The sequence below is a fragment of the Thermodesulfovibrio sp. TK110 genome (genome assembly GCF_054658355.1).
Window position 1 is genome coordinate 121,324 of sequence record NZ_BAAHNB010000001.1, and the last position, 17,094, is coordinate 138,417.

At 34.3% G+C, this 17,094-nt stretch carries 19 protein-coding genes and 1 tRNA gene; 17 read left to right on the top strand and 3 right to left on the bottom strand.

Annotated features, from left to right (window positions below; all coding sequences use genetic code 11):
• The first annotated feature begins 132 nt into the window (after window positions 1–132).
• The 9 genes from ACYQ3X_RS00645 to ACYQ3X_RS00685 are packed head-to-tail and all read left to right on the top strand — an operon-like array spanning window position 133 to window position 6,864.
• Complete coding sequence (locus tag ACYQ3X_RS00645; RefSeq protein WP_460179914.1) at window positions 133–258, top strand: hypothetical protein; 126 nt, start codon at window positions 133–135, stop codon at window positions 256–258.
• Window positions 255–473 carry a hypothetical protein gene (locus tag ACYQ3X_RS00650; protein WP_460179915.1) on the top strand — a complete coding sequence of 73 codons (219 nt, stop codon included), beginning with the start codon at window positions 255–257 and terminating at the stop codon, window positions 471–473. Before ACYQ3X_RS00645 ends, ACYQ3X_RS00650 begins: the two co-directional genes overlap by 4 nt.
• Window positions 446–1,012: a nucleotidyl transferase AbiEii/AbiGii toxin family protein gene (locus tag ACYQ3X_RS00655; RefSeq protein WP_460179916.1), complete on the top strand. Its 567-nt coding sequence runs from the start codon at window positions 446–448 to the stop codon at window positions 1,010–1,012. The genes ACYQ3X_RS00650 and ACYQ3X_RS00655 overlap by 28 nt, the downstream gene beginning before the upstream one ends.
• Window positions 1,013–1,061: 49 nt before the next feature.
• A complete protein-coding gene (locus ACYQ3X_RS00660) occupies window positions 1,062–1,286 on the top strand; it encodes a NifU family protein (protein ID WP_460179917.1) in 225 nt (74 codons plus the stop codon).
• A gap of 4 nt (window positions 1,287–1,290) precedes the next feature.
• A complete protein-coding gene (locus ACYQ3X_RS00665; protein WP_460179918.1) occupies window positions 1,291–2,490 on the top strand; it encodes an N-acetylmuramoyl-L-alanine amidase in 1,200 nt (399 codons plus the stop codon).
• Complete coding sequence (locus ACYQ3X_RS00670; protein WP_460179919.1) at window positions 2,491–4,044, top strand: N-acyl-D-amino-acid deacylase family protein; 1,554 nt, start codon at window positions 2,491–2,493, stop codon at window positions 4,042–4,044.
• Entirely contained in the window at window positions 4,041–4,676 is a 636-nt protein-coding gene (locus tag ACYQ3X_RS00675) for a gamma-glutamyl-gamma-aminobutyrate hydrolase family protein (RefSeq protein WP_460179920.1), read from the top strand. Before ACYQ3X_RS00670 ends, ACYQ3X_RS00675 begins: the two co-directional genes overlap by 4 nt.
• A 3-nt stretch (window positions 4,677–4,679) precedes the next feature.
• A complete protein-coding gene (locus ACYQ3X_RS00680; protein WP_460179921.1) occupies window positions 4,680–5,753 on the top strand; it encodes an AI-2E family transporter in 1,074 nt (357 codons plus the stop codon).
• Window positions 5,746–6,864 carry a baeRF10 domain-containing protein gene (locus ACYQ3X_RS00685; RefSeq protein ID WP_460179922.1) on the top strand — a complete coding sequence of 373 codons (1,119 nt, stop codon included), beginning with the start codon at window positions 5,746–5,748 and terminating at the stop codon, window positions 6,862–6,864. The genes ACYQ3X_RS00680 and ACYQ3X_RS00685 overlap by 8 nt, the downstream gene beginning before the upstream one ends.
• On the opposite strand, the gene uvrA is transcribed toward ACYQ3X_RS00685, so the two are convergent.
• The gene (gene uvrA, locus ACYQ3X_RS00690) at window positions 6,853–9,633 is read right to left on the bottom strand and encodes an excinuclease ABC subunit UvrA (protein ID WP_460179923.1); all 2,781 of its coding nucleotides are present in this window, start codon (window positions 9,631–9,633) and stop codon (window positions 6,853–6,855) included. The genes ACYQ3X_RS00685 and uvrA overlap by 12 nt on opposite strands.
• A gap of 66 nt (window positions 9,634–9,699) precedes the next feature.
• On the opposite strand from uvrA, the gene ACYQ3X_RS00695 reads away from it, so the two are divergent.
• The 8 genes from ACYQ3X_RS00695 (at window position 9,700) to ACYQ3X_RS00730 (ending at window position 15,964) form a co-directional block, all read left to right on the top strand.
• On the top strand, window positions 9,700–10,242 hold the full coding sequence (locus ACYQ3X_RS00695) for a ferredoxin domain-containing protein (RefSeq protein WP_460179924.1): 543 nt from the start codon (window positions 9,700–9,702) through the stop codon (window positions 10,240–10,242).
• A 324-nt stretch (window positions 10,243–10,566) separates the two neighbouring features.
• Entirely contained in the window at window positions 10,567–12,144 is a 1,578-nt protein-coding gene (locus tag ACYQ3X_RS00700) for a tetratricopeptide repeat protein (RefSeq protein ID WP_460179925.1), read from the top strand.
• Window positions 12,144–12,989, top strand: a complete 846-nt coding sequence (gene ispE, locus ACYQ3X_RS00705) for a 4-(cytidine 5'-diphospho)-2-C-methyl-D-erythritol kinase (protein ID WP_460179926.1) — start codon at window positions 12,144–12,146, stop codon at window positions 12,987–12,989. The genes ACYQ3X_RS00700 and ispE overlap by 1 nt, the downstream gene beginning before the upstream one ends.
• Window positions 12,990–12,996: 7 nt before the next feature.
• Window positions 12,997–13,068 (top strand) — tRNA-Gln (locus tag ACYQ3X_RS00710).
• A 44-nt stretch (window positions 13,069–13,112) separates the two neighbouring features.
• Window positions 13,113–14,057: a ribose-phosphate pyrophosphokinase gene (locus tag ACYQ3X_RS00715; RefSeq protein WP_460179927.1), complete on the top strand. Its 945-nt coding sequence runs from the start codon at window positions 13,113–13,115 to the stop codon at window positions 14,055–14,057.
• A 16-nt stretch (window positions 14,058–14,073) separates the two neighbouring features.
• On the top strand, window positions 14,074–14,718 hold the full coding sequence (locus ACYQ3X_RS00720) for a 50S ribosomal protein L25 (protein ID WP_460179928.1): 645 nt from the start codon (window positions 14,074–14,076) through the stop codon (window positions 14,716–14,718).
• A 5-nt stretch (window positions 14,719–14,723) separates the two neighbouring features.
• Window positions 14,724–15,293, top strand: a complete 570-nt coding sequence (gene pth / locus ACYQ3X_RS00725; RefSeq protein ID WP_460179929.1) for an aminoacyl-tRNA hydrolase — start codon at window positions 14,724–14,726, stop codon at window positions 15,291–15,293.
• On the top strand, window positions 15,290–15,964 hold the full coding sequence (locus tag ACYQ3X_RS00730) for a zinc dependent phospholipase C family protein (RefSeq protein WP_460179930.1): 675 nt from the start codon (window positions 15,290–15,292) through the stop codon (window positions 15,962–15,964). The genes pth and ACYQ3X_RS00730 overlap by 4 nt, the downstream gene beginning before the upstream one ends.
• Before the next feature lie 81 nt (window positions 15,965–16,045).
• Here the strand turns inward: ACYQ3X_RS00730 and ACYQ3X_RS00735 are convergent, their stop codons facing one another.
• Together ACYQ3X_RS00735 and atpB are read right to left on the bottom strand one after the other, a co-directional pair.
• Complete coding sequence (locus ACYQ3X_RS00735; protein WP_460179931.1) at window positions 16,046–16,381, bottom strand: ATP synthase subunit c family protein; 336 nt, start codon at window positions 16,379–16,381, stop codon at window positions 16,046–16,048.
• Window positions 16,382–16,401: 20 nt separating this feature from the next.
• Window positions 16,402–17,079: a F0F1 ATP synthase subunit A gene (gene atpB, locus ACYQ3X_RS00740; RefSeq protein ID WP_460179932.1), complete on the bottom strand. Its 678-nt coding sequence runs from the start codon at window positions 17,077–17,079 to the stop codon at window positions 16,402–16,404.
• Window positions 17,080–17,094 lie beyond the last annotated feature (15 nt).

Genomic DNA, 17,094 nt, shown 5'->3' on the forward strand with positions numbered 1-17,094 from the left:
GATTAAGCAAAATATTTACGCCTAAATTAGTTATTACTGAACGGGTTCAGATATATCTCTGAAGGTCTTCAAAACTCTTATCTTTATGCCATTTACGGAGTTTTATTGTCTTGCTGTGGTATAATTTTTATTATGGTTGAGAGGATAGATAAAGAAGAGGCTCTATTACGCTCTAAAGACGAACTCCTGAGGGCAGAAGATGAGGCAATAGAGATGGCGAGAGATTTTTTAGAGAAGGCAAAGGCTATTTTAAAGTGATTAAAAACTACTCATTACTTCAGAAATTTGAGGACTCTTTTATAAGAAATGAGCCTATGAGCTTTGATAGGGCAATGAAGCTCTTTACTGCCCTTTACAATGAGGCAAAGGCCCTTGGAGTTTTTCCTCCAGAAGATCCCATGGAGGGTATAGATGTTGACATAAGGATTGCAAGGATTATTAATTCATGTTTGAAGAACTCCTTGCCAGAATAGGAAAATTACTGCAAAGACACAACATACCCTATATGATTATAGGAGGTCAAGCAGTTCTTCTTTATGGTGAACCAAGGCTTACAAGGGATATTGACATAACACTCGGTGTGAATACTGACAGGTTGGAGGATATACTTAAATTAATAAGAGAAATCCCTTTGAAGCCTTTACCAGATGATACTTATGATTTTGTTAAAAACACGATGGTTCTTCCCTGCCTTCACGAGGATACAGGTATCAGGGTTGATTTTATCTTTTCTTTTTCTGTCTATGAAACTAATGCAATATCCCGCGCAAGAAGGATACCTATATCAGGCAGAGAGGTTTTTTTTGCAAGCCCTGAGGATGTTATAATCCATAAGATATTTGCTGGCAGGCCAAGGGACTTAGAGGATGTAAGGACGATCCTTCTTAAGAATCCTGGTCTGGATATAAAATATATTAAAGAATGGCTAAGGGAGTTTGATAATTCAATAGAGGGCAGTGACTTTCTTAAGAGATTTAATGAGATATTGAACAATGCATGGTTGAGAGAATAGTTTGCAAATAATGTATAATTAATTTAAAAAACAACACAAGGAGGATTGCATGATTGACAGAACAAAGGTTGAGCAAGTCCTTGGCAAAATCAGGGTCGGGCTTATGGCAGATGGTGGTAATATTGATCTTGTTGACATTAAAGATGATGTAATTTATGTAAAGTTAAAAGGAGCATGTGGAACATGTCCAATGGCAACACTTACTCTTAAGAACTGGGTTGAAAAGACTCTTAAAAATGAGATTCCAGAGGTTAAAGAAGTTGTAGCTGTTTAATGGAATGTTCAGATTTTTAATAATTTTATCCATTTTTGTTTTTTTAACACTGAATGTTTTTGCACAGGAAAAAATTCAGGTTAAGGATATAAGATATTACGAGCTTTCTGAAACTTTAAGAGTAGTAATTGAAACAACTGGAGTTGCTGCTTTTGTTAAGGGTGAGCTTAAAAATCCTGAAAGACTATTCTTTGATATAAAAAATGCCTCACTCAATAAAGAATTAAAAAGAGATTACTTAGTAAATAGCCCTGTTGTAAACAAAATTCGCATTGGACAGTTTGATGCCAATACAGTAAGAATTGTTTTTGACCTAAAAAAAGCTGACTATGAATTCAAGATAATTCAGCTGGAAGATCCTTTCAGGATAGTGATTGATATATACATTAAATCATCAAACATAAAATCATCAAAAAAATCTGATGATAGGGAATCAAAAATTACACTGAAGCGAAAAGTTGTCATTGATCCAGGTCATGGAGGTAAGGATCCTGGTGCAATCGGACCTTCAGGATTGAAGGAGAAAGATGTTGTGCTTGATATTGCTCTGAAAGTTAAAGAACTTTTAAAAAATGAGCCGGTCTTTGAAATAATTCTTACAAGAGACAAAGATGTTTTTATTCCACTCAATGAAAGAACAGAGATAGCAAACAGACTTCAGGCTGACCTTTTTATTTCAATTCATGCGAATGCTTCTCCAAATTCGTATGCTCGCGGAATAGAAACATATATTCTTAACTGGACCGATGATGAGGAAGCAATAAGAGTGGCAGCAAGAGAAAACGCTATTTCCATTAAAAAAATGAAACAGTTAAAAGGTGAACTTGGATTTATGCTTGCTTCTCTGGAAAGAGAGGCAAAGAGGGACAGTTCTGTGCGGCTTGCAGGATATATTCATAATTCAATAACTCAAAGTTTAAACTCTGCTTTTTTAAGGCATGATAATGGATTAAAAGGAGCTCTTTTTTATGTGCTTGTTGGAGCTCAGATGCCTTCCTGCCTTCTTGAAGTATCCTATATCAGCAACCCTGAAGAAGAGAAACTTCTGAGCCAGGAATCATACAGAATGCAGATAGCCCAATCAATTGTTGAAGGAATAAAAAACTATTTTATGCATACAGAGCAGATTAAAAAGGTAAAGTATACAAAATACAATCCATCAAAAACTAAACTAAATGGGCAAAAGAGAAAAAAGGCAATTTAAATGGATTTATTCATAGAAAAAGCTTTAATATTTAATGGACTCGGCAGTCCTGCCTTTGAAGCTAACATAGGAATAAAAAAAGACATAATAGTTTACATTGGCAAAGAAAAATACTCTGCCAGGAAAACTATAAAAGCAAAAGAATTGATTCTTTCACCCGGATTTATTGATACCCACTCCCATTCTGATTTCACAATCCTTGCAGATCCCTCTGCAGAGGGGAAAATCACGCAAGGAATTACCACAGAAATAAATGGCAACTGTGGAGTATCAGGATTTCCAATGTTTGGTGAAGTTTTTGAAAGAAGAGCTTCAGAAATAAAATTGCTTGGACTTAAGCCGTGGAATAACTTTCATGAATACATGGATTTATTGAAAAAAGCATCTCCTTCAATTAATTTTGTTACTCTATGCGGACATGGAAATATTCGTGGTTCTGTGATTGGTTACAAAAATTTGAAAGCACAGAAAGAAGAGATAAATAAGATGAAAGAAATTTTGAAATCCTATCTTTCTATGGGTGTTAGAGGTCTTTCAACAGGATTGATATATCCACCTGGAATTTTTTCTGATACAGAGGAAATCATTGAACTTGCAAAAGTTTTAAAACCCTTTAAAGGAATTTATGCCACTCATATGCGGAGTGAAGGTGAAAGACTTCTTAGTGCATTGGAAGAAGCAATTTTAATCGGTATGAAAGCTCAGATTCCAGTTCATATTTCTCATCTGAAAACATCAGGTAGAGAAAACTGGTGGAAGCTAAGCTCAGTTTTTAAGATTATAGAGGAAGCACAAAATCAGGGAGTAAGAATAACTGCAGATAGATACCCTTATATTGCTTCACAAACAGATCTTGATGCTTTTTTGCCATCATGGATAATTGAAGGAAGCAGAGATGAGATTATCCAGAGACTGAAAAACAAAAATGTAAGGCATCAAATCAAGAAATATCTTAAACAGCGGGGGATAGAATTTTTAAGCAGTCTTTTAATCTCTGATGTTGCCTTTGATGGTGATAGAACACTGGAGGGCAGGAGATTGGGAGAGCTTGTAGATATTGAAAATGCCTCTGAGTTTATATGTGATTTACTGATTCGTTCAAATCTTCAGGTTGGAGTAATATATTTTGGAATGAGCGAGGAAAATCTTGAAAAAATTCTCTCTAAACCCTATGTTATGATAGGAACTGATAGTTCTGCAAGAGCTTCAATGGGGATTACAAAACAGGGAAAACCGCATCCAAGAGGCTTTGGAAGCTTTCCAAGATTTATAAAAAGATATGTTCTGGATAAAAAGATATTAAGCCTTGAAGAGGCAATAAGAAAGAGCAGTTTCCTGCCAGCAAAAACTTTCAGAATAAAAAAAAGAGGAGCTATAAAAGAAGGATATTTTGCAGATATTGTTATTTTTGATCCTGCTGAAATTGAAGACAAAGCTACCTTTGAGAATCCATTTAATGTTTCAAAGGGAATTAAATATGTGATTGTAAATGGAGAAGTTGCTGTATTTGAAGGTTCTCTAACAGGAAAAAGAAGTGGAAGAGTTCTTTTATGAAAATTGTTGGAATTACATGTAGTATTGATGAAAAAAAGATTTATTTAAATAGGGATTATATACAGAGCATTGTCAAACTTGGATTTACTCCTTTTATAATTTCGCCAGATATGAGAGAAATTGACAGTATTGATAAAATTTCAGGATTAATAGTCTCAGGTGGTGGAGATATAAGTCCAGAATTTTATGGAGAAAAAAATACTGCCTGTAAAAATCTCGTTCCTGATGAAAGGGTTCAGGCAGAAATTAAACTTCTTGAGCTATTTCTTCATACAGAAAAACCTGTTTTGGGAATATGCTATGGAATGCAACTAATGAATGTTTTTTCAGGAGGAACTCTGTGGCAGAACATTGAAACAGGAATAGATCATACAGGAGGCTTTCATGAAATTCATGTAATTGATGATTTCTTACTGAAAAAGGGCATTTATAAAGTAAACAGCTCACATCATCAGGCAGTTAAAACTCTTGGTAGAGGTTTTGAAATATTTTGCATAGCAAAGGATGGAGTTATTGAGGGAGTTTATCTTAAAGGTCATCCTTTTTTTGTAGGAGTTCAGTGGCATCCAGAAAGAGACTCCTCTGAAGCTTCATTAAGGATTTGGCAGAGTTTTATAAAAAGGATAAAATAGAATATGAGCCCTTCAAAAAAATACAGACTCTCTCTTGAAAGAAATTTTTACATCTGGATTTTATTGTTTTTTATAGGTATTCTTGGTTATCTTAATTTTCAGATACTTAAATCTTTTTTTGCTTCACTGGGCTGGGCTACAGTTATTGCCCTTGTATTTCATCCTGTTTTTGATTTTGTAAAAAAATTTTTAAAATATCAAGGATTGTCAGCATTTGTAACAATTCTGCTTATAATACTCCTTTTTCTTTTTCCTTTTGTTTTTATTTCTTATCAAATCATAGTTGAAGCAGGAGAGCTTATAAAAAAAGTAAATCTTCCAGAACTTGTTAATAATATAACAACCAATCCGTTACTGGCAAAAATTCTTGAAAAGCTGAGCTTTATTACTGCAGGAGATGTTTCATCCATGGAAAATTTAATAAAAAATGAAATCGGGAATTTAATGAAAGAAGGAGCTTTAAGAATTGCACATGGGTTTGGTGATATTGTAACTCTGTTTATAAATCTTGTCTTAACTTTTTTTATCGCTTTTTTCTTTTTGAAGGATGGAGAAAGCTTTGTAAGAAAAATTGGTGAGTTTTTGCCCTTTGCTGAGGCAGATAAAGTCTCCATAAGAAAACAGATAAAAAACATAATTTATACCACATTTTATGGAGGCATTCTTATAGGAATGCTTCAGGGCACAATTCTCGGAATAACCTTTTATTTCCTTGATATTCCTTCAGCAACTCTGTGGGGGTTTGCAACTGCTGTAGCATCTTTTATTCCTGTCTTAGGAGCTTTTGCTGTATGGGGTCCTGCTTCTATTTATTTGCTACTTAAGGGTTATATTTTAAAAGGAGTAATTCTTGTGATTGTGGGAGCACTGGTAATAAGCGCAATTGATAATGTTTTGAAACCTGTAATAATAAAAGGCAGAGTAAAATTACCACTTATTTTCATATTTCTCTCTGTTCTTGGTGGTATTAAGGTTTTTGGACTTATTGGATTTATAATTGGTCCGCTTGTTTTTAGCCTTTTTGTTTCATTTCTTGAGATTTTAAAGAACTTTATAGGAGGTGGTGAAAATGTTTGAAAGAAAGGATTTAGAAAGACTTGAAAAGGAAGACTTTGAAGATGCTTTTGTTGTAAGTCTTTTTCTTAATGTTTCTCCACAGGAGAGAAAAAAGCAGGCTTATCTATCAAAATTTAAAAATCTTGTAAAAGCTTTACCAGAAAAAACTCACAGCCTTGTCAAAGAAGATATAGAAAAAATAGAAAGTTTTCTTCAAGGTGAAAGAGAGTCTTTTAAAAAGTCTCTTGTTATTTATAGCTGCATTAAAAAAGATTTATGGGTACGGTATGATTTAAATATGGAGCTTAAAGAGGATTTAATTGTTGATAAAACTCCTTACACAAGCCCGCTTTTTGATTTAGTTGATAATTATCAGAAATATGGCATTCTTCTTGTTGATAAACGCACAGCAAGAGTTTTCTTAGTTTTTCTTGGAGACATTGAAGAATATGGGATGATTGAACATGAAGATGTTCCTGGTAAGCACAAAAAAGGTGGATGGTTTGCACTGGCAGAGAAAAGATATGAAAGACACATTGATTATCATGTAAAAATGCATCTTAAGGATGTTATAGATAAGTTCGGAGATTTTCTAAAAGACAAAGAGATTAGAAGACTTATTGTTGCAGGTCCTGATGAAGCAATTTCCCATTTGATGGATATGATTCCTGATGAAGTGAAGCTAAAAATAGTGGGAAGGGCAAACATTGAAAAGCATGCTTCAAAAGAAGAGGTTCTGGAAAAGGTTCTTCCAATTATTGAAGGATATGAAAAATCTAAGGAAAAGGAAACAGTTTCCGAGCTTATTACAAGGACATTGAAAAATGACAACTCTGTTACTGGAATTGATGATACTTTGAAATATCTAAGAGAAAGAAGAGTGATGAAGCTTGTCATAGCGAGGGATTATACTGTAGAGGGTTTTGTCTGTGAAAACTGCGGTTTTGCAACAACTCAGCCTGTTGAATGCTGTATGGAATGTGGTGGCTGCGTAATGAAAGCTGACAATTTACTGGAAAAGGCTACAGAGATGGCAATTGAGCAATCTGCTTTAGTTGAGGTTGTAAAGGATGAAAAAGATAGACAGAGACTTATTGAATATGGCGGTATTGGTGCTTTCTTAAGATTTTAAGTATTCTCTTAAATATTTTGCAGTATAGGAGTTTTTAATTTTAAGGAAATCATGGAGGTTACCTTCGTAGAGAAGATAACCTCCTTCATCTCCGGCTTCAGGTCCAAGATCAATTATCCATTGAGCTTCTGCTATTACCTGAAGATTGTGTTCAATTATGATTACTGTTGCCGATTTATCAATGAGTCTTTTCACAATGTGGAGAAATTTCTTTATATCTTCATAGTGAAGTCCAACAGTTGGTTCATCAAGAATGTAAATAAAGCCTTTAAGACTGGATTTTCTTGATGTGATTGAATTAAGAATTTCTTCACAGATTTTGATTCTCTGTGCCTCACCACCAGAAAGAGTTGTTGCCGGCTGTCCTAATCTGAGATAACCAAGCCCGAGTTCTCTCACAATATTTATTTTTTCTCTTAATGTAACTTCATCATAAAAAAAATCATAGGCTTCATCAAAGCTCATTGATAGCACTTCATGGATGTTTCTGTCTCTGTATTTTACTTCCAGGACCTCTTTTTTGAATCTTTTCCCTTCACAGTCCTCGCATGGTAAAAATAAATCTTCAAAAAAATACATCTGAACTCTTATAAATCCTTCACCTTTGCAGGTTGGGCATTGACCTTCTGAACTGTTTACAGAAAAGGCACCAGAAGACAGTCCTCTTACTCTTGCATCTTTTTGAGAGGCAAATATGTCACGAATTCTGCTGTAAAGTCCGAGATATGTAACTGGCATGGATTTTGGTGTTTTTCCAATGGGAGATTGATCAATGAGTTTTATTGTTTTAATATTTTTTATTCCTTCAACTGCTTCAAATGAAAGAGGCTCTTCATTGTCAATGCCAAGCTGTTTTGCTACTGCTTTATAAAAAGTATCAACAACAAGAGAGCTCTTTCCTGAGCCTGAAACTCCTGTTACTACTGTAAGAGCATTCACTGGAAAATGAACTGTGATGTTTTTGAGATTATGCCCCCTTGCATTTTTCAAAGTGATGAATTCTTTGTAAATCCTTGAAGGTTTAGCTATAAAAGAACCACCATTTTCTTTAAGATAATTGGCAGTGGGTGTGTTCATTTTTAAAAAATTCTTCATTTTTCCAGAGTAAATTACTTTTCCACCAGAACTACCACCTCCTGGACCAAGTTCTACTATCCAGTCTGCCTTCTTTATTACGTCTCTGTCATGTTCTACAACTATTACCGTGTTTCCATAATCTGTAAGCTCTTTCATAACTTTAATAATTCTATCCGTGTCTCTTGGATGAAGTCCCACAGTTGGTTCATCAAGAACATAAAGAGTTGCTGTAAGCTTATTGGAAAGCTGATTTGATATATTAAGTCTCTGATACTCTCCACCAGAAAGAGTTTTAATTTGCCTGTCAAGAGTTAAATAACTCAATCCTACTCTTTCAAGAAACTGAAGCTTTTCAGAAATCTGTTTTAAAGGTTCTTCTGCGATTTTGGCTTTTTCCTGAGGAAGTTTAAGTGAATGAATCCATTTTTTAAGCTCATTTATTGACATAAAGTTTAACTCTCCGATATCAAATCCATCTATTTTAAACATCAGTGCTTCTTTTTTTAATCGCTTTCCTTTACAAACAGGACAAAGAGAAGGCTTTCTGATTCTTGAAAGAAAAATTCTTACATGAACCTTGTATCTTTTTCTTTCAAGTTCTTCAAGGAAATCATTCACTCCATAAAAATACTGATTCCCTGTAAAGATGAGTTTTTTATGCTCTTGTGGTAGAGTTCTATATGGGATATTTACATTTATTCCTGAAAGTTTTGCTCCTTTGAGAAGCTGCTGTTTCCACCATCTGAGTGATGGTCTTTCCCATATTTCAATAGCTCCTTCAGAAAGTGAAAGCTCCTTATCGGGAATAATAAAACTTTCATCATATTTGAGTACATAACCAAATCCTTTGCATTCTGAACAAGCACCCTGTGGATGATTGAAGGAAAAAAGAAGTGGAGAGACATCAGGAGCTTTTATACCGCATTGAAGACATATTGCCTCAGAAGGGAAACTAATCAATATATTGTCTTCAACAATGTAGACTTTAACATCTCCCATCTTGAAAGCGATTTCCACTGAATCATTAAGTCTTGAAGCATCTGAAATGCGCAACCTGTCAACAATTACCATTTTCAGTCTTTCATGAAATTCTGAAGGGGCACCCCAAAAAATCAACGATTTTTTGGGGACCCTAAGCTCTTTTACCAATGGATGGCTATTTTCATATGTGAAAACTCTTGAAAAACCAAGTTGAATAAGTTTTTCCACAGAGTCTTCACTTTCAAACATTATAAATGCTCTTTTGTCAGAATAGCTTTCTAAGAGTTCCTGAACAATCTTTGAAGGGTTCCATGCTTTTATTTCTCTTTTGCATTCTGGACATATGGGAATTGCTATCTTTGAAAAAATTATTCTCAGATAATCGTAAATTTCAGTATGGGTTCCTACAGTTGCTCTTGACCCTTTAACTGGATTCCTCTGTTCAAGAGCTATTGATGGTCTGAGATTGTCAATAAGGTCCACATCCGGTCTTGGAAGTTTTTCAATGAATACTCTTGCATAACTTGACATGCATTCAATAAAACGCCACTGACCCTCAGCATAGATTGTGTCAAAAGCAAGGGATGATTTGCCAGAACCTGAAATTCCTGTAATTACAGTTAATTTATTGTGAGGAATGGTTAAATCTATGTTCTGCAGATTATTCTGTCTTGCTCCTTTAATTATGAGATAATCCTCAACTTTACTCATGGACATCTTTTATTCTAACTGTATGATAAAATATTTAATCAACATTAAATTGAAGGAGGTACTGCAATGAAGCTTAATCCAGAGAAAGAGGCAGTTGAAGCTGTAGCAAAAATAATGCTCATTTCAGCAAGAACAGCACCTAAAGCAAAGGGAGATGATGAGATTGTTACAGGAGTTGTTACCCCTCAAGAAAAGGAAGAAATTGCTCAGGAGATGGAAAAGCTTGGCGAAAAGGAGACTCATAAATTTTTCAAAAGAGATGCTCAGAATGTGAGGGATGCTGAAGGATTAATTCTTATCGGGCTAAACTTTAAAAAACCTGCTGGAGTAAACTGTGGTGCCTGTGGTTATGACTGCAATTCAATACTTAAGCAAAAGACATATGAAGTGGAATATTCAGGACCTGTCTGCACAATAAGGGCAATTGATCTTGGCATTGCAATAGGCTCACTTGTTTCAGTTGCCAAAGAACTGGGAGTTGATAACAGGGTAATGTATTCTGTGGGTGTTGCTGCAAAAAAACTTGGAATTATGGATGCACAGATTATACTGGGTATTCCATTAAGTATAAAAGGTAAAAATATTTTTTTTGATAGAAAGCCTTTATAAGTGTCCCCAAAAAATCGTTGATTTTTTGGGATGCCCCAATGATATAATTGTTTTAGAGCATGAAGCTCTAAAAAAACCTCATGAAGAGGTTTAAATCCCTATGAAAGGGAGGTGCCAGAATGATTAAGAAAGTTTCAGGAAAAGCAATGCCTACCTGTAAATGCAAAGGTTCCTGCTAAGTTTCAAAGAGGGGAGAGAAAATCTCCCCTTTTTTTATTGCTTCAGATTATGCCATAATATTTTATGCGATATGTTTTATTGTTGATTTTTATTTTTTTTCTTTTTATTCCATTCTCAGCAAATGGAGAAGTTTATTTTAATTTCATGGCTGGATATTATGCCAGCATAAACGGAGACTTAAATAAAGCAATTGCCTTTTACAAAGAAGCATTAAAAGAAGATCCTTCATCAAAATTTCTGAAAGTTCTTTTAGCTGATTCATATTTAAGAATTGACGAACTGGAAACAGCAAAAAGCTACATTAATGAAGTATTAAAAGAAGATTCTGAAAATACAAAGGCTTTACAGGTTCTTGCTTCTATATATGTGAAGGAAAAAAAAGTTAATGAAGCAGTTGAAATATATGAAAAGATTCTCAATCAATCACCAAACAGGATTGAAATGCTTTCAAAAATCGGAAATTTATATCTTCTCTCTCAAAACTATGATAAAGCAATTGAAACCTTTAAAAAAATACTGAAAGAAGACCCTGACAATATAATGGCTTTACATTTTCTTGGAGTAATTTACATTGAAAAAAAGGAGTTTCAATCAGCACGGGAGAGTTTTAAAGCAATTCTTCAGCTTAATTCTGATTATGAGCCTGCATATACAAATTTAGGAGCAATTGAGGAGTTTTCTGGAAATCTGAAAGAGGCTGAGAGATATTTCAAAAAAGCAGTGGAGCTTAATCCTGAAAATCTTTTTGCAAGACAACGCTTGATAAATTTATATCTTTCGCAGAAGTCATACGGAGAAGCGATAAAAGAACTTGAAACACTGAAAGAACAAAAATCAGAGGCAGAGCAGATTCATGAAAAACTCGCTCTTCTTTATCTGCAGACAAAACAGTATGAGAAAGCTCAGGAGGAGCTTGAGTATCTTCTAAAAAAACATCCAGATGATCTGAATCTTATGTATTATCTTTCCTTAGTTTACATTGAAACAGGAAAATTAACAGAGGCAGAAAAGATACTGAAAAAAATTATTTCAATCAATCCAAGGCAGATAAACGCCTTTTTAAATCTTGCCACAGTTTATTTAAAGCAAAAAAACTTAAAAGAAGCCTTAAATATTTATGATGAGCTTCTTCAGTTCACAAATAATGTGCCTGAGATTTATATTTATGCCACAGAAACTGCAATGGATTTAAAAGATTATCAAAAAGCAAAACATTATATTGAAGAAGCACTTAATAAATTTCCTGACAATACGGATGTGAACTTTACTGCAGGTGTTGTTTTTGATAAACTTGGCAAATTTGAAGAAACAGAGAAATTGATGAAAAAAGTCATTTCTCTTAATCCCGAACATGCTGAAGCTCTTAACTATCTTGGATACAGTTATGCTGACAGAGGCATTAATCTTAAAGAGGCTCTATCAATGATAGAAAAAGCAGTTAAACTCAAGCCAAACAATGGATATTATCTTGACAGTCTTGGATGGGTTTACTTCAAACTTGGAGAGAAGAAAAATGCTTTAAACTATCTTCTTGAAGCAATAAAATATGTAAAAGATGATCCTGTAATCCTTGAACATCTTGGAGATGTTTATAAAGAACTGGGAGATTTTAAAAAAGCTCTTCAGAGCTGGCAGGAAGCCTTAAAATATAATGAAAAAGAAGAGGGTTTAAAAGAAAGAGTAGAAAAAAAGATAAAAGAAATTCAGTCTTTAATTAAATAATGCTCACCTTTAAAGCATTCGCTAAAATAAACTGGGCTCTTTCAGTTTTAAGAAAAAGGCATGATGGTTATCATGACATTATTACATTAATGCATGCTATAGATTTATATGATAGCCTGAGTTTTACAGCTTCTAAAAATATAGAAATTGAAACAAACCTGCCAGTAAAAAAGGAGAATAACCTGGTATACAGGGCAATTCAGGCTTTACAAGAATATACTAAAATAAAAAAAGGTGTTCACGTTGTTTTAAAAAAGGAAATTCCAGCAGGTGCAGGTCTTGGTGGAGGTAGTTCTGATGCAGCTGTTACTCTCAAAGCTTTAAATGAGCTGTGGCAGCTTAATCTTGACATAGAAACACTCCATAAAATAGGAAGCTCAATAGGCAGTGATATTCCTTTTTTCTTTTATCTTCCACTATGTATTGTGGAAGGAAGAGGTGATAAAGTTAAGCCTTTAAAAATTCAAAAATCTTACACACTTTTACTGGTTAAACCCGATTTCAGCATTTCTACAAAGTGGGCTTATGAATCTTTAAATTTGAAAACTCAATTGACAACAGAGTATGAAAAAATAAATAATAATATTTGGCAGTTGTATAGTCAACTCTGTAGTGGCAATATTGATAGTTTTAAGTTGTGGAATGATTTTGAAAACACAGTTTTGGGAAACTATCCTGAGATAGATAAAATTAAAAGAAAATTGATTGAATCTGGCGCTAAAAAAGCTCTGATGAGCGGAAGTGGTTCTACGGTGTTTGGAGTGTTTAACAATGAAGTTGACGCTAAAAAAGCATTGAAAAATTTTGAAGGGTATTGGTGTAAAGTGGTTCACACTCTTTGTTGACAGTTTTTGGGGAGTCGCCAAGCGGCAAGGCAGCGGATTTTGGATCCGCCATCCGCAGGTTCGAATCCTGCCTCCCCAGTAAAACCCTCAGAAAGAGGGTAATTTTATTTTAAGGAGTTCAGAATGCCTGATGGTATTAAGTTAATAACTGGAAATGCAAATCCTGAACTTGCTAAAAAGGTTAGTAATTATTTACAAATTCCTTTAACTGAAACAATTGTCAGCACTTTCAGTGACGGTGAAATAATGGTTCAAATCAAGGAAAATGTGAGAGGCTCTGATGCCTTTGTTATTCAACCCACCTGCACACCTGTAAATCACAATATAATGGAACTACTTTTAATAATTGATGCATTAAAAAGAGCATCTGCTGGAAGAATTACAGCAGTTATTCCCTATTATGGTTATGCAAGACAGGATAGAAAAGCTCAGCCAAGAGTTCCCATATCAGCAAAGCTTGTTGCAAACCTTATTACAGTTGCAGGAGCAAGTAGAGTTTTATCCATTGATTTACACGCAGGTCAGATTCAGGGATTTTTTGATATTCCTGTTGATCATCTTTTAGCTGCTCCTGTAATCCTTGATTATTTAAAGAAGAACAACCTTTTAAATAACATCATTGTTGTCTCACCTGATGCAGGCGGAACAGAAAGAGCAAGAGCTTTTGCTAAAAAGATTAATGCACCTCTGGCAATAATAGATAAAAGGCGTGATGCTCCAAATGTTTCAAAGGTAATGCATGTAATAGGAGATGTAAAAGATAAAGATGCTTTAATAATTGATGATATGATTGATACAGGTGGAACACTGGTTCAGGCTGCAGAAGCATTAAAAGAAAAAGGTGCGGAAAGAGTTTTTGCCGCATGCACTCATGCAGTGCTTTCAGGTCCTGCAATTGAAAGACTTAATAATTCAGTGCTTGAAGAGGTTATAGTTACAGACACTATTCCTCTTCATGACAAAAAAGATAAATGTCCAAAAATAAAAGTTCTTACTGTTGCTCATCTTTTAGGTGAAGCAATAAAAAGAATACATGAAGAAACTTCTATAAGCTCATTATTTGTATAAGGAGGAGGAATATAGTATGGAAAGATTTATTTTAAATGCAGAAAAAAGAGAAAGGACAGGAAAGGGAGTAGCAAGGCAGTTAAGGAATAAAGGTATAATTCCATGTGTTATTTATAAAGGAGGGCATTCTGTTCCTGTCCAGATAACTGCAAAAGAACTTCTTCCATTTATGAATATTGCTACAAGAGAGAAACTATTTGTTACTCTTAAACTGAATGGAGAAGAAAAACAGGCAATACTTCAGGATTATCAGGTTGATCCAGTTAGTGGAAAACTTTTACATGTTGATTTTATGGAAGTAAGTGCCACTGAGAAAATCAGAGTTACTGTGCCTGTTGTTCTTGTTGGTGAACCAATAGGAGTTAAACAGGACAAAGGCGTGCTTCAGCACGGAATTTCAGAAATTGAAATTGAGGCAATTCCTGAAAAAATACCAGGTCATATTGAAGTTGATGTCTCCAACTTAAAAGTCTGGGATGCAATACATGTAAGAGACATCAAATTTGAAGAAGGAATAAAAGTTATTTCTGATCCAGATGAAGTTATTGCTACAATTACATTAGAAGAGGAAGAAGTAGAAGCAGCTGCACCTGTGGAGGAAACACCAGAACCTGAAGTTATAAAGAAGGGCAAGAAAGCTGAAGAAGAGGAAGAAAAATAAATTGAATGACTATAATTGTTGGACTGGGAAATCCTACAAGAAAATATGCAAATACACGACACAATGTGGGTTTTATGATAGTTGATGAACTTGCCAGAAAGCTTAATGCGAAGTTTAAAGAAAAAGAGGATTATTTAATAGCAGAGGTAAAGATTCAGGATAAAGATATAGTAATTGTAAAACCGCTAACCTATATGAACTTAAGTGGAAAAGCTGTAAAAAAGCTGGTAAATGAAAAAGTTTTGCAGTGTCTTCCTTCTTCCCTGATTGTTGCCCATGATGATCTTGATTTACCCTTAGGCAAAATAAAGATAAAAAGGAATGGTTCTTCAGGAGGGCATAAAGGAGTGCAATCAATCATTGAAAATATTGGAACAAAAGATTTTATCAGAGTAAAACTGGGAATCAGTAAAGATCCTGCTCAAGATACATCGGATTATGTTCTGACTCCATTTAAAAAAGAAGAAAAGGCAATAATTAAGGAAAAAATTGCTTTAGCAGCGGACGCAATTATTGCTATAATTACTGAAGGTATTAGTAAGGCAATGAATATTTACAATCAGGCTGGCAGATGAGCTGGTTTTTGTTAATCACTATTTTCATATTTTTACCTGAACCTTCCTATGCATGGGGACCGCTTACTCATGCATATCTTTCTGGTCAGATATTTTCTCTTTCAGGACTATTGGCTACAGAGATTTTAACAATGATAAAACTTTACAAAGATTATTTTATTTATGGTAACATTATTCCTGATACAGTGATTGGCAAAAAATATCTGCCTCAGGAAAAAAATCCCCACTCATGGAAAACAGGTTTTATGCTGTTAAATAAGGCAAAGACACCTGAAGAAAAATCCTTTGCCTATGGATTTTTAACTCACTTAGCAGCAGATGCAGTGCTTCACAATGAGATTAGAGAACTGAATTCTTTTCAGCATATAATTTTTGAAATAAAGGCAGACAGAATAGTTGACAGATTTTACTGGCTTCAAATAATGAGCATTAACAAAAAAGTTAAAAAGATAAGTGAAAGATTTTTTGAACAAACACTGCTAAAACCGGTTTCTTTTAAAACCTCAAAGAAAATATACAAATCATTGATTTTTCTCTCAGCATTCAATACAGGCGAATTAAAAAATCCTGAAGTATTTGATATTTTCCATTTAAAGTCTTTAACTGCCATGTTAGACATTCTTAACCATGGAGAAAATTCAAAAATAATAAGCCTTCCACCTCATAATTGATTTACAATTTTAGCTTTTTACAAAAAGTCTAAAATAAAAAGGAGGAGCAAAAGCCCCTCCTTTTTTGAAAAAGTAAAAAAATTACTTTACAAAAGGATTTGCATAGTAAGTTATAAGAACTATGACAAGCGTGTAAATAACAAGGGTTTCAATCAATGCCAATCCAATGATGAAGGTGGTAAGAAGTTTACCTGCTACTCCAGGATTTCTTGCAGAACCTTCCATTATTCCTCTCAAACCATGCCCCATTCCAATTCCACCACCACCTGCTGCAAGACCAATTCCAACTAATGCACCCAAGCTGGCAAAACCGTAATAATTTAACTTAGCAGCATCTGGAGTGGTTTCTGCAGCAAATACACTACCTGCAAAAAGAATTAAACTCAAAAGTACTACTGCTACCAAAACTTTTTTCATTTCTCACACCTCCTTTCTTTTTAATGATGCTCTTCTACAGCACCACCAATATAGGCTGCTGTAAGTATCATAAATATATATGCCTGAATAAAGCTAACAGCTGTCCCTAAAATTAAAACAAGTGTAGGAACAAGCAAAGGTGTTAAAACTCCGAGAACCATCAAAAGAAGATGTTTACTCATCATGTTACCAAAAAGTCGGACAGAAAGTGTAACAGGTCTTGCAAGATGGCTGATCCACTCTACAATAAACATAAAAGCCATAAAAGGAATTGCATAAATGCTTCTGATTGGACCTAAAAAATGCTCAAGATATCTTATTCCATGAACCTTAAAACCATAAAATTGATAGATTAAAAACACTGGAACAGCCATTGCAGCATTTGTATTTAGATTTCCTGTAGGAGACTCAAAACCTGGAATAAGTCCAAATAAATTGCAAGTAAGAATGTAAAGAAATAACGTTCCAAGAAGTGGAATAAAAGTTTTTGCATACTTACTCCCAACTGCATCTCGTGCCTGACTTGATAAAAATTCCAGGATAACTTCCATAACATTCTGAATTCCCGAAGGAACTAAAGATAACTTTCCTCTGATAATTAAAGATAAAATGATAAGAAATATAATTGCTAACCATGAATAACTAACAAAAGGTGGGATTGATGGTAATAACATTCCTAAAAAGGTTGGTGCTTCCACACTATGCCTCCTTTC

What these genes read in the sequence shown, in the direction of transcription:
- ispE (WP_460179926.1), top strand. Translation starts at nt 12,144, where the DNA reads ATGCTCACCTTTAAAGCATTCGCTAAAATAAACTGGGCTCTTTCAGTT.
- ACYQ3X_RS00695 (WP_460179924.1), top strand. Translation starts at nt 9,700, where the DNA reads ATGAAGCTTAATCCAGAGAAAGAGGCAGTTGAAGCTGTAGCAAAAATA.
- ACYQ3X_RS00675 (WP_460179920.1), top strand. Translation starts at nt 4,041, where the DNA reads ATGAAAATTGTTGGAATTACATGTAGTATTGATGAAAAAAAGATTTAT.
- uvrA (WP_460179923.1), bottom strand. Translation starts at nt 9,633, where the DNA reads ATGAGTAAAGTTGAGGATTATCTCATAATTAAAGGAGCAAGACAGAAT.
- ACYQ3X_RS00720 (WP_460179928.1), top strand. Translation starts at nt 14,074, where the DNA reads ATGGAAAGATTTATTTTAAATGCAGAAAAAAGAGAAAGGACAGGAAAG.
- ACYQ3X_RS00735 (WP_460179931.1), bottom strand. Translation starts at nt 16,381, where the DNA reads ATGAAAAAAGTTTTGGTAGCAGTAGTACTTTTGAGTTTAATTCTTTTT.
- ACYQ3X_RS00730 (WP_460179930.1), top strand. Translation starts at nt 15,290, where the DNA reads ATGAGCTGGTTTTTGTTAATCACTATTTTCATATTTTTACCTGAACCT.
- ACYQ3X_RS00665 (WP_460179918.1), top strand. Translation starts at nt 1,291, where the DNA reads ATGTTCAGATTTTTAATAATTTTATCCATTTTTGTTTTTTTAACACTG.
- ACYQ3X_RS00655 (WP_460179916.1), top strand. Translation starts at nt 446, where the DNA reads ATGTTTGAAGAACTCCTTGCCAGAATAGGAAAATTACTGCAAAGACAC.
- ACYQ3X_RS00645 (WP_460179914.1), top strand. Translation starts at nt 133, where the DNA reads ATGGTTGAGAGGATAGATAAAGAAGAGGCTCTATTACGCTCTAAAGAC.
- ACYQ3X_RS00670 (WP_460179919.1), top strand. Translation starts at nt 2,491, where the DNA reads ATGGATTTATTCATAGAAAAAGCTTTAATATTTAATGGACTCGGCAGT.
- pth (WP_460179929.1), top strand. Translation starts at nt 14,724, where the DNA reads ATGACTATAATTGTTGGACTGGGAAATCCTACAAGAAAATATGCAAAT.
- ACYQ3X_RS00680 (WP_460179921.1), top strand. Translation starts at nt 4,680, where the DNA reads ATGAGCCCTTCAAAAAAATACAGACTCTCTCTTGAAAGAAATTTTTAC.
- ACYQ3X_RS00685 (WP_460179922.1), top strand. Translation starts at nt 5,746, where the DNA reads ATGTTTGAAAGAAAGGATTTAGAAAGACTTGAAAAGGAAGACTTTGAA.
- ACYQ3X_RS00700 (WP_460179925.1), top strand. Translation starts at nt 10,567, where the DNA reads ATGGCTGGATATTATGCCAGCATAAACGGAGACTTAAATAAAGCAATT.
- ACYQ3X_RS00715 (WP_460179927.1), top strand. Translation starts at nt 13,113, where the DNA reads ATGCCTGATGGTATTAAGTTAATAACTGGAAATGCAAATCCTGAACTT.
- ACYQ3X_RS00660 (WP_460179917.1), top strand. Translation starts at nt 1,062, where the DNA reads ATGATTGACAGAACAAAGGTTGAGCAAGTCCTTGGCAAAATCAGGGTC.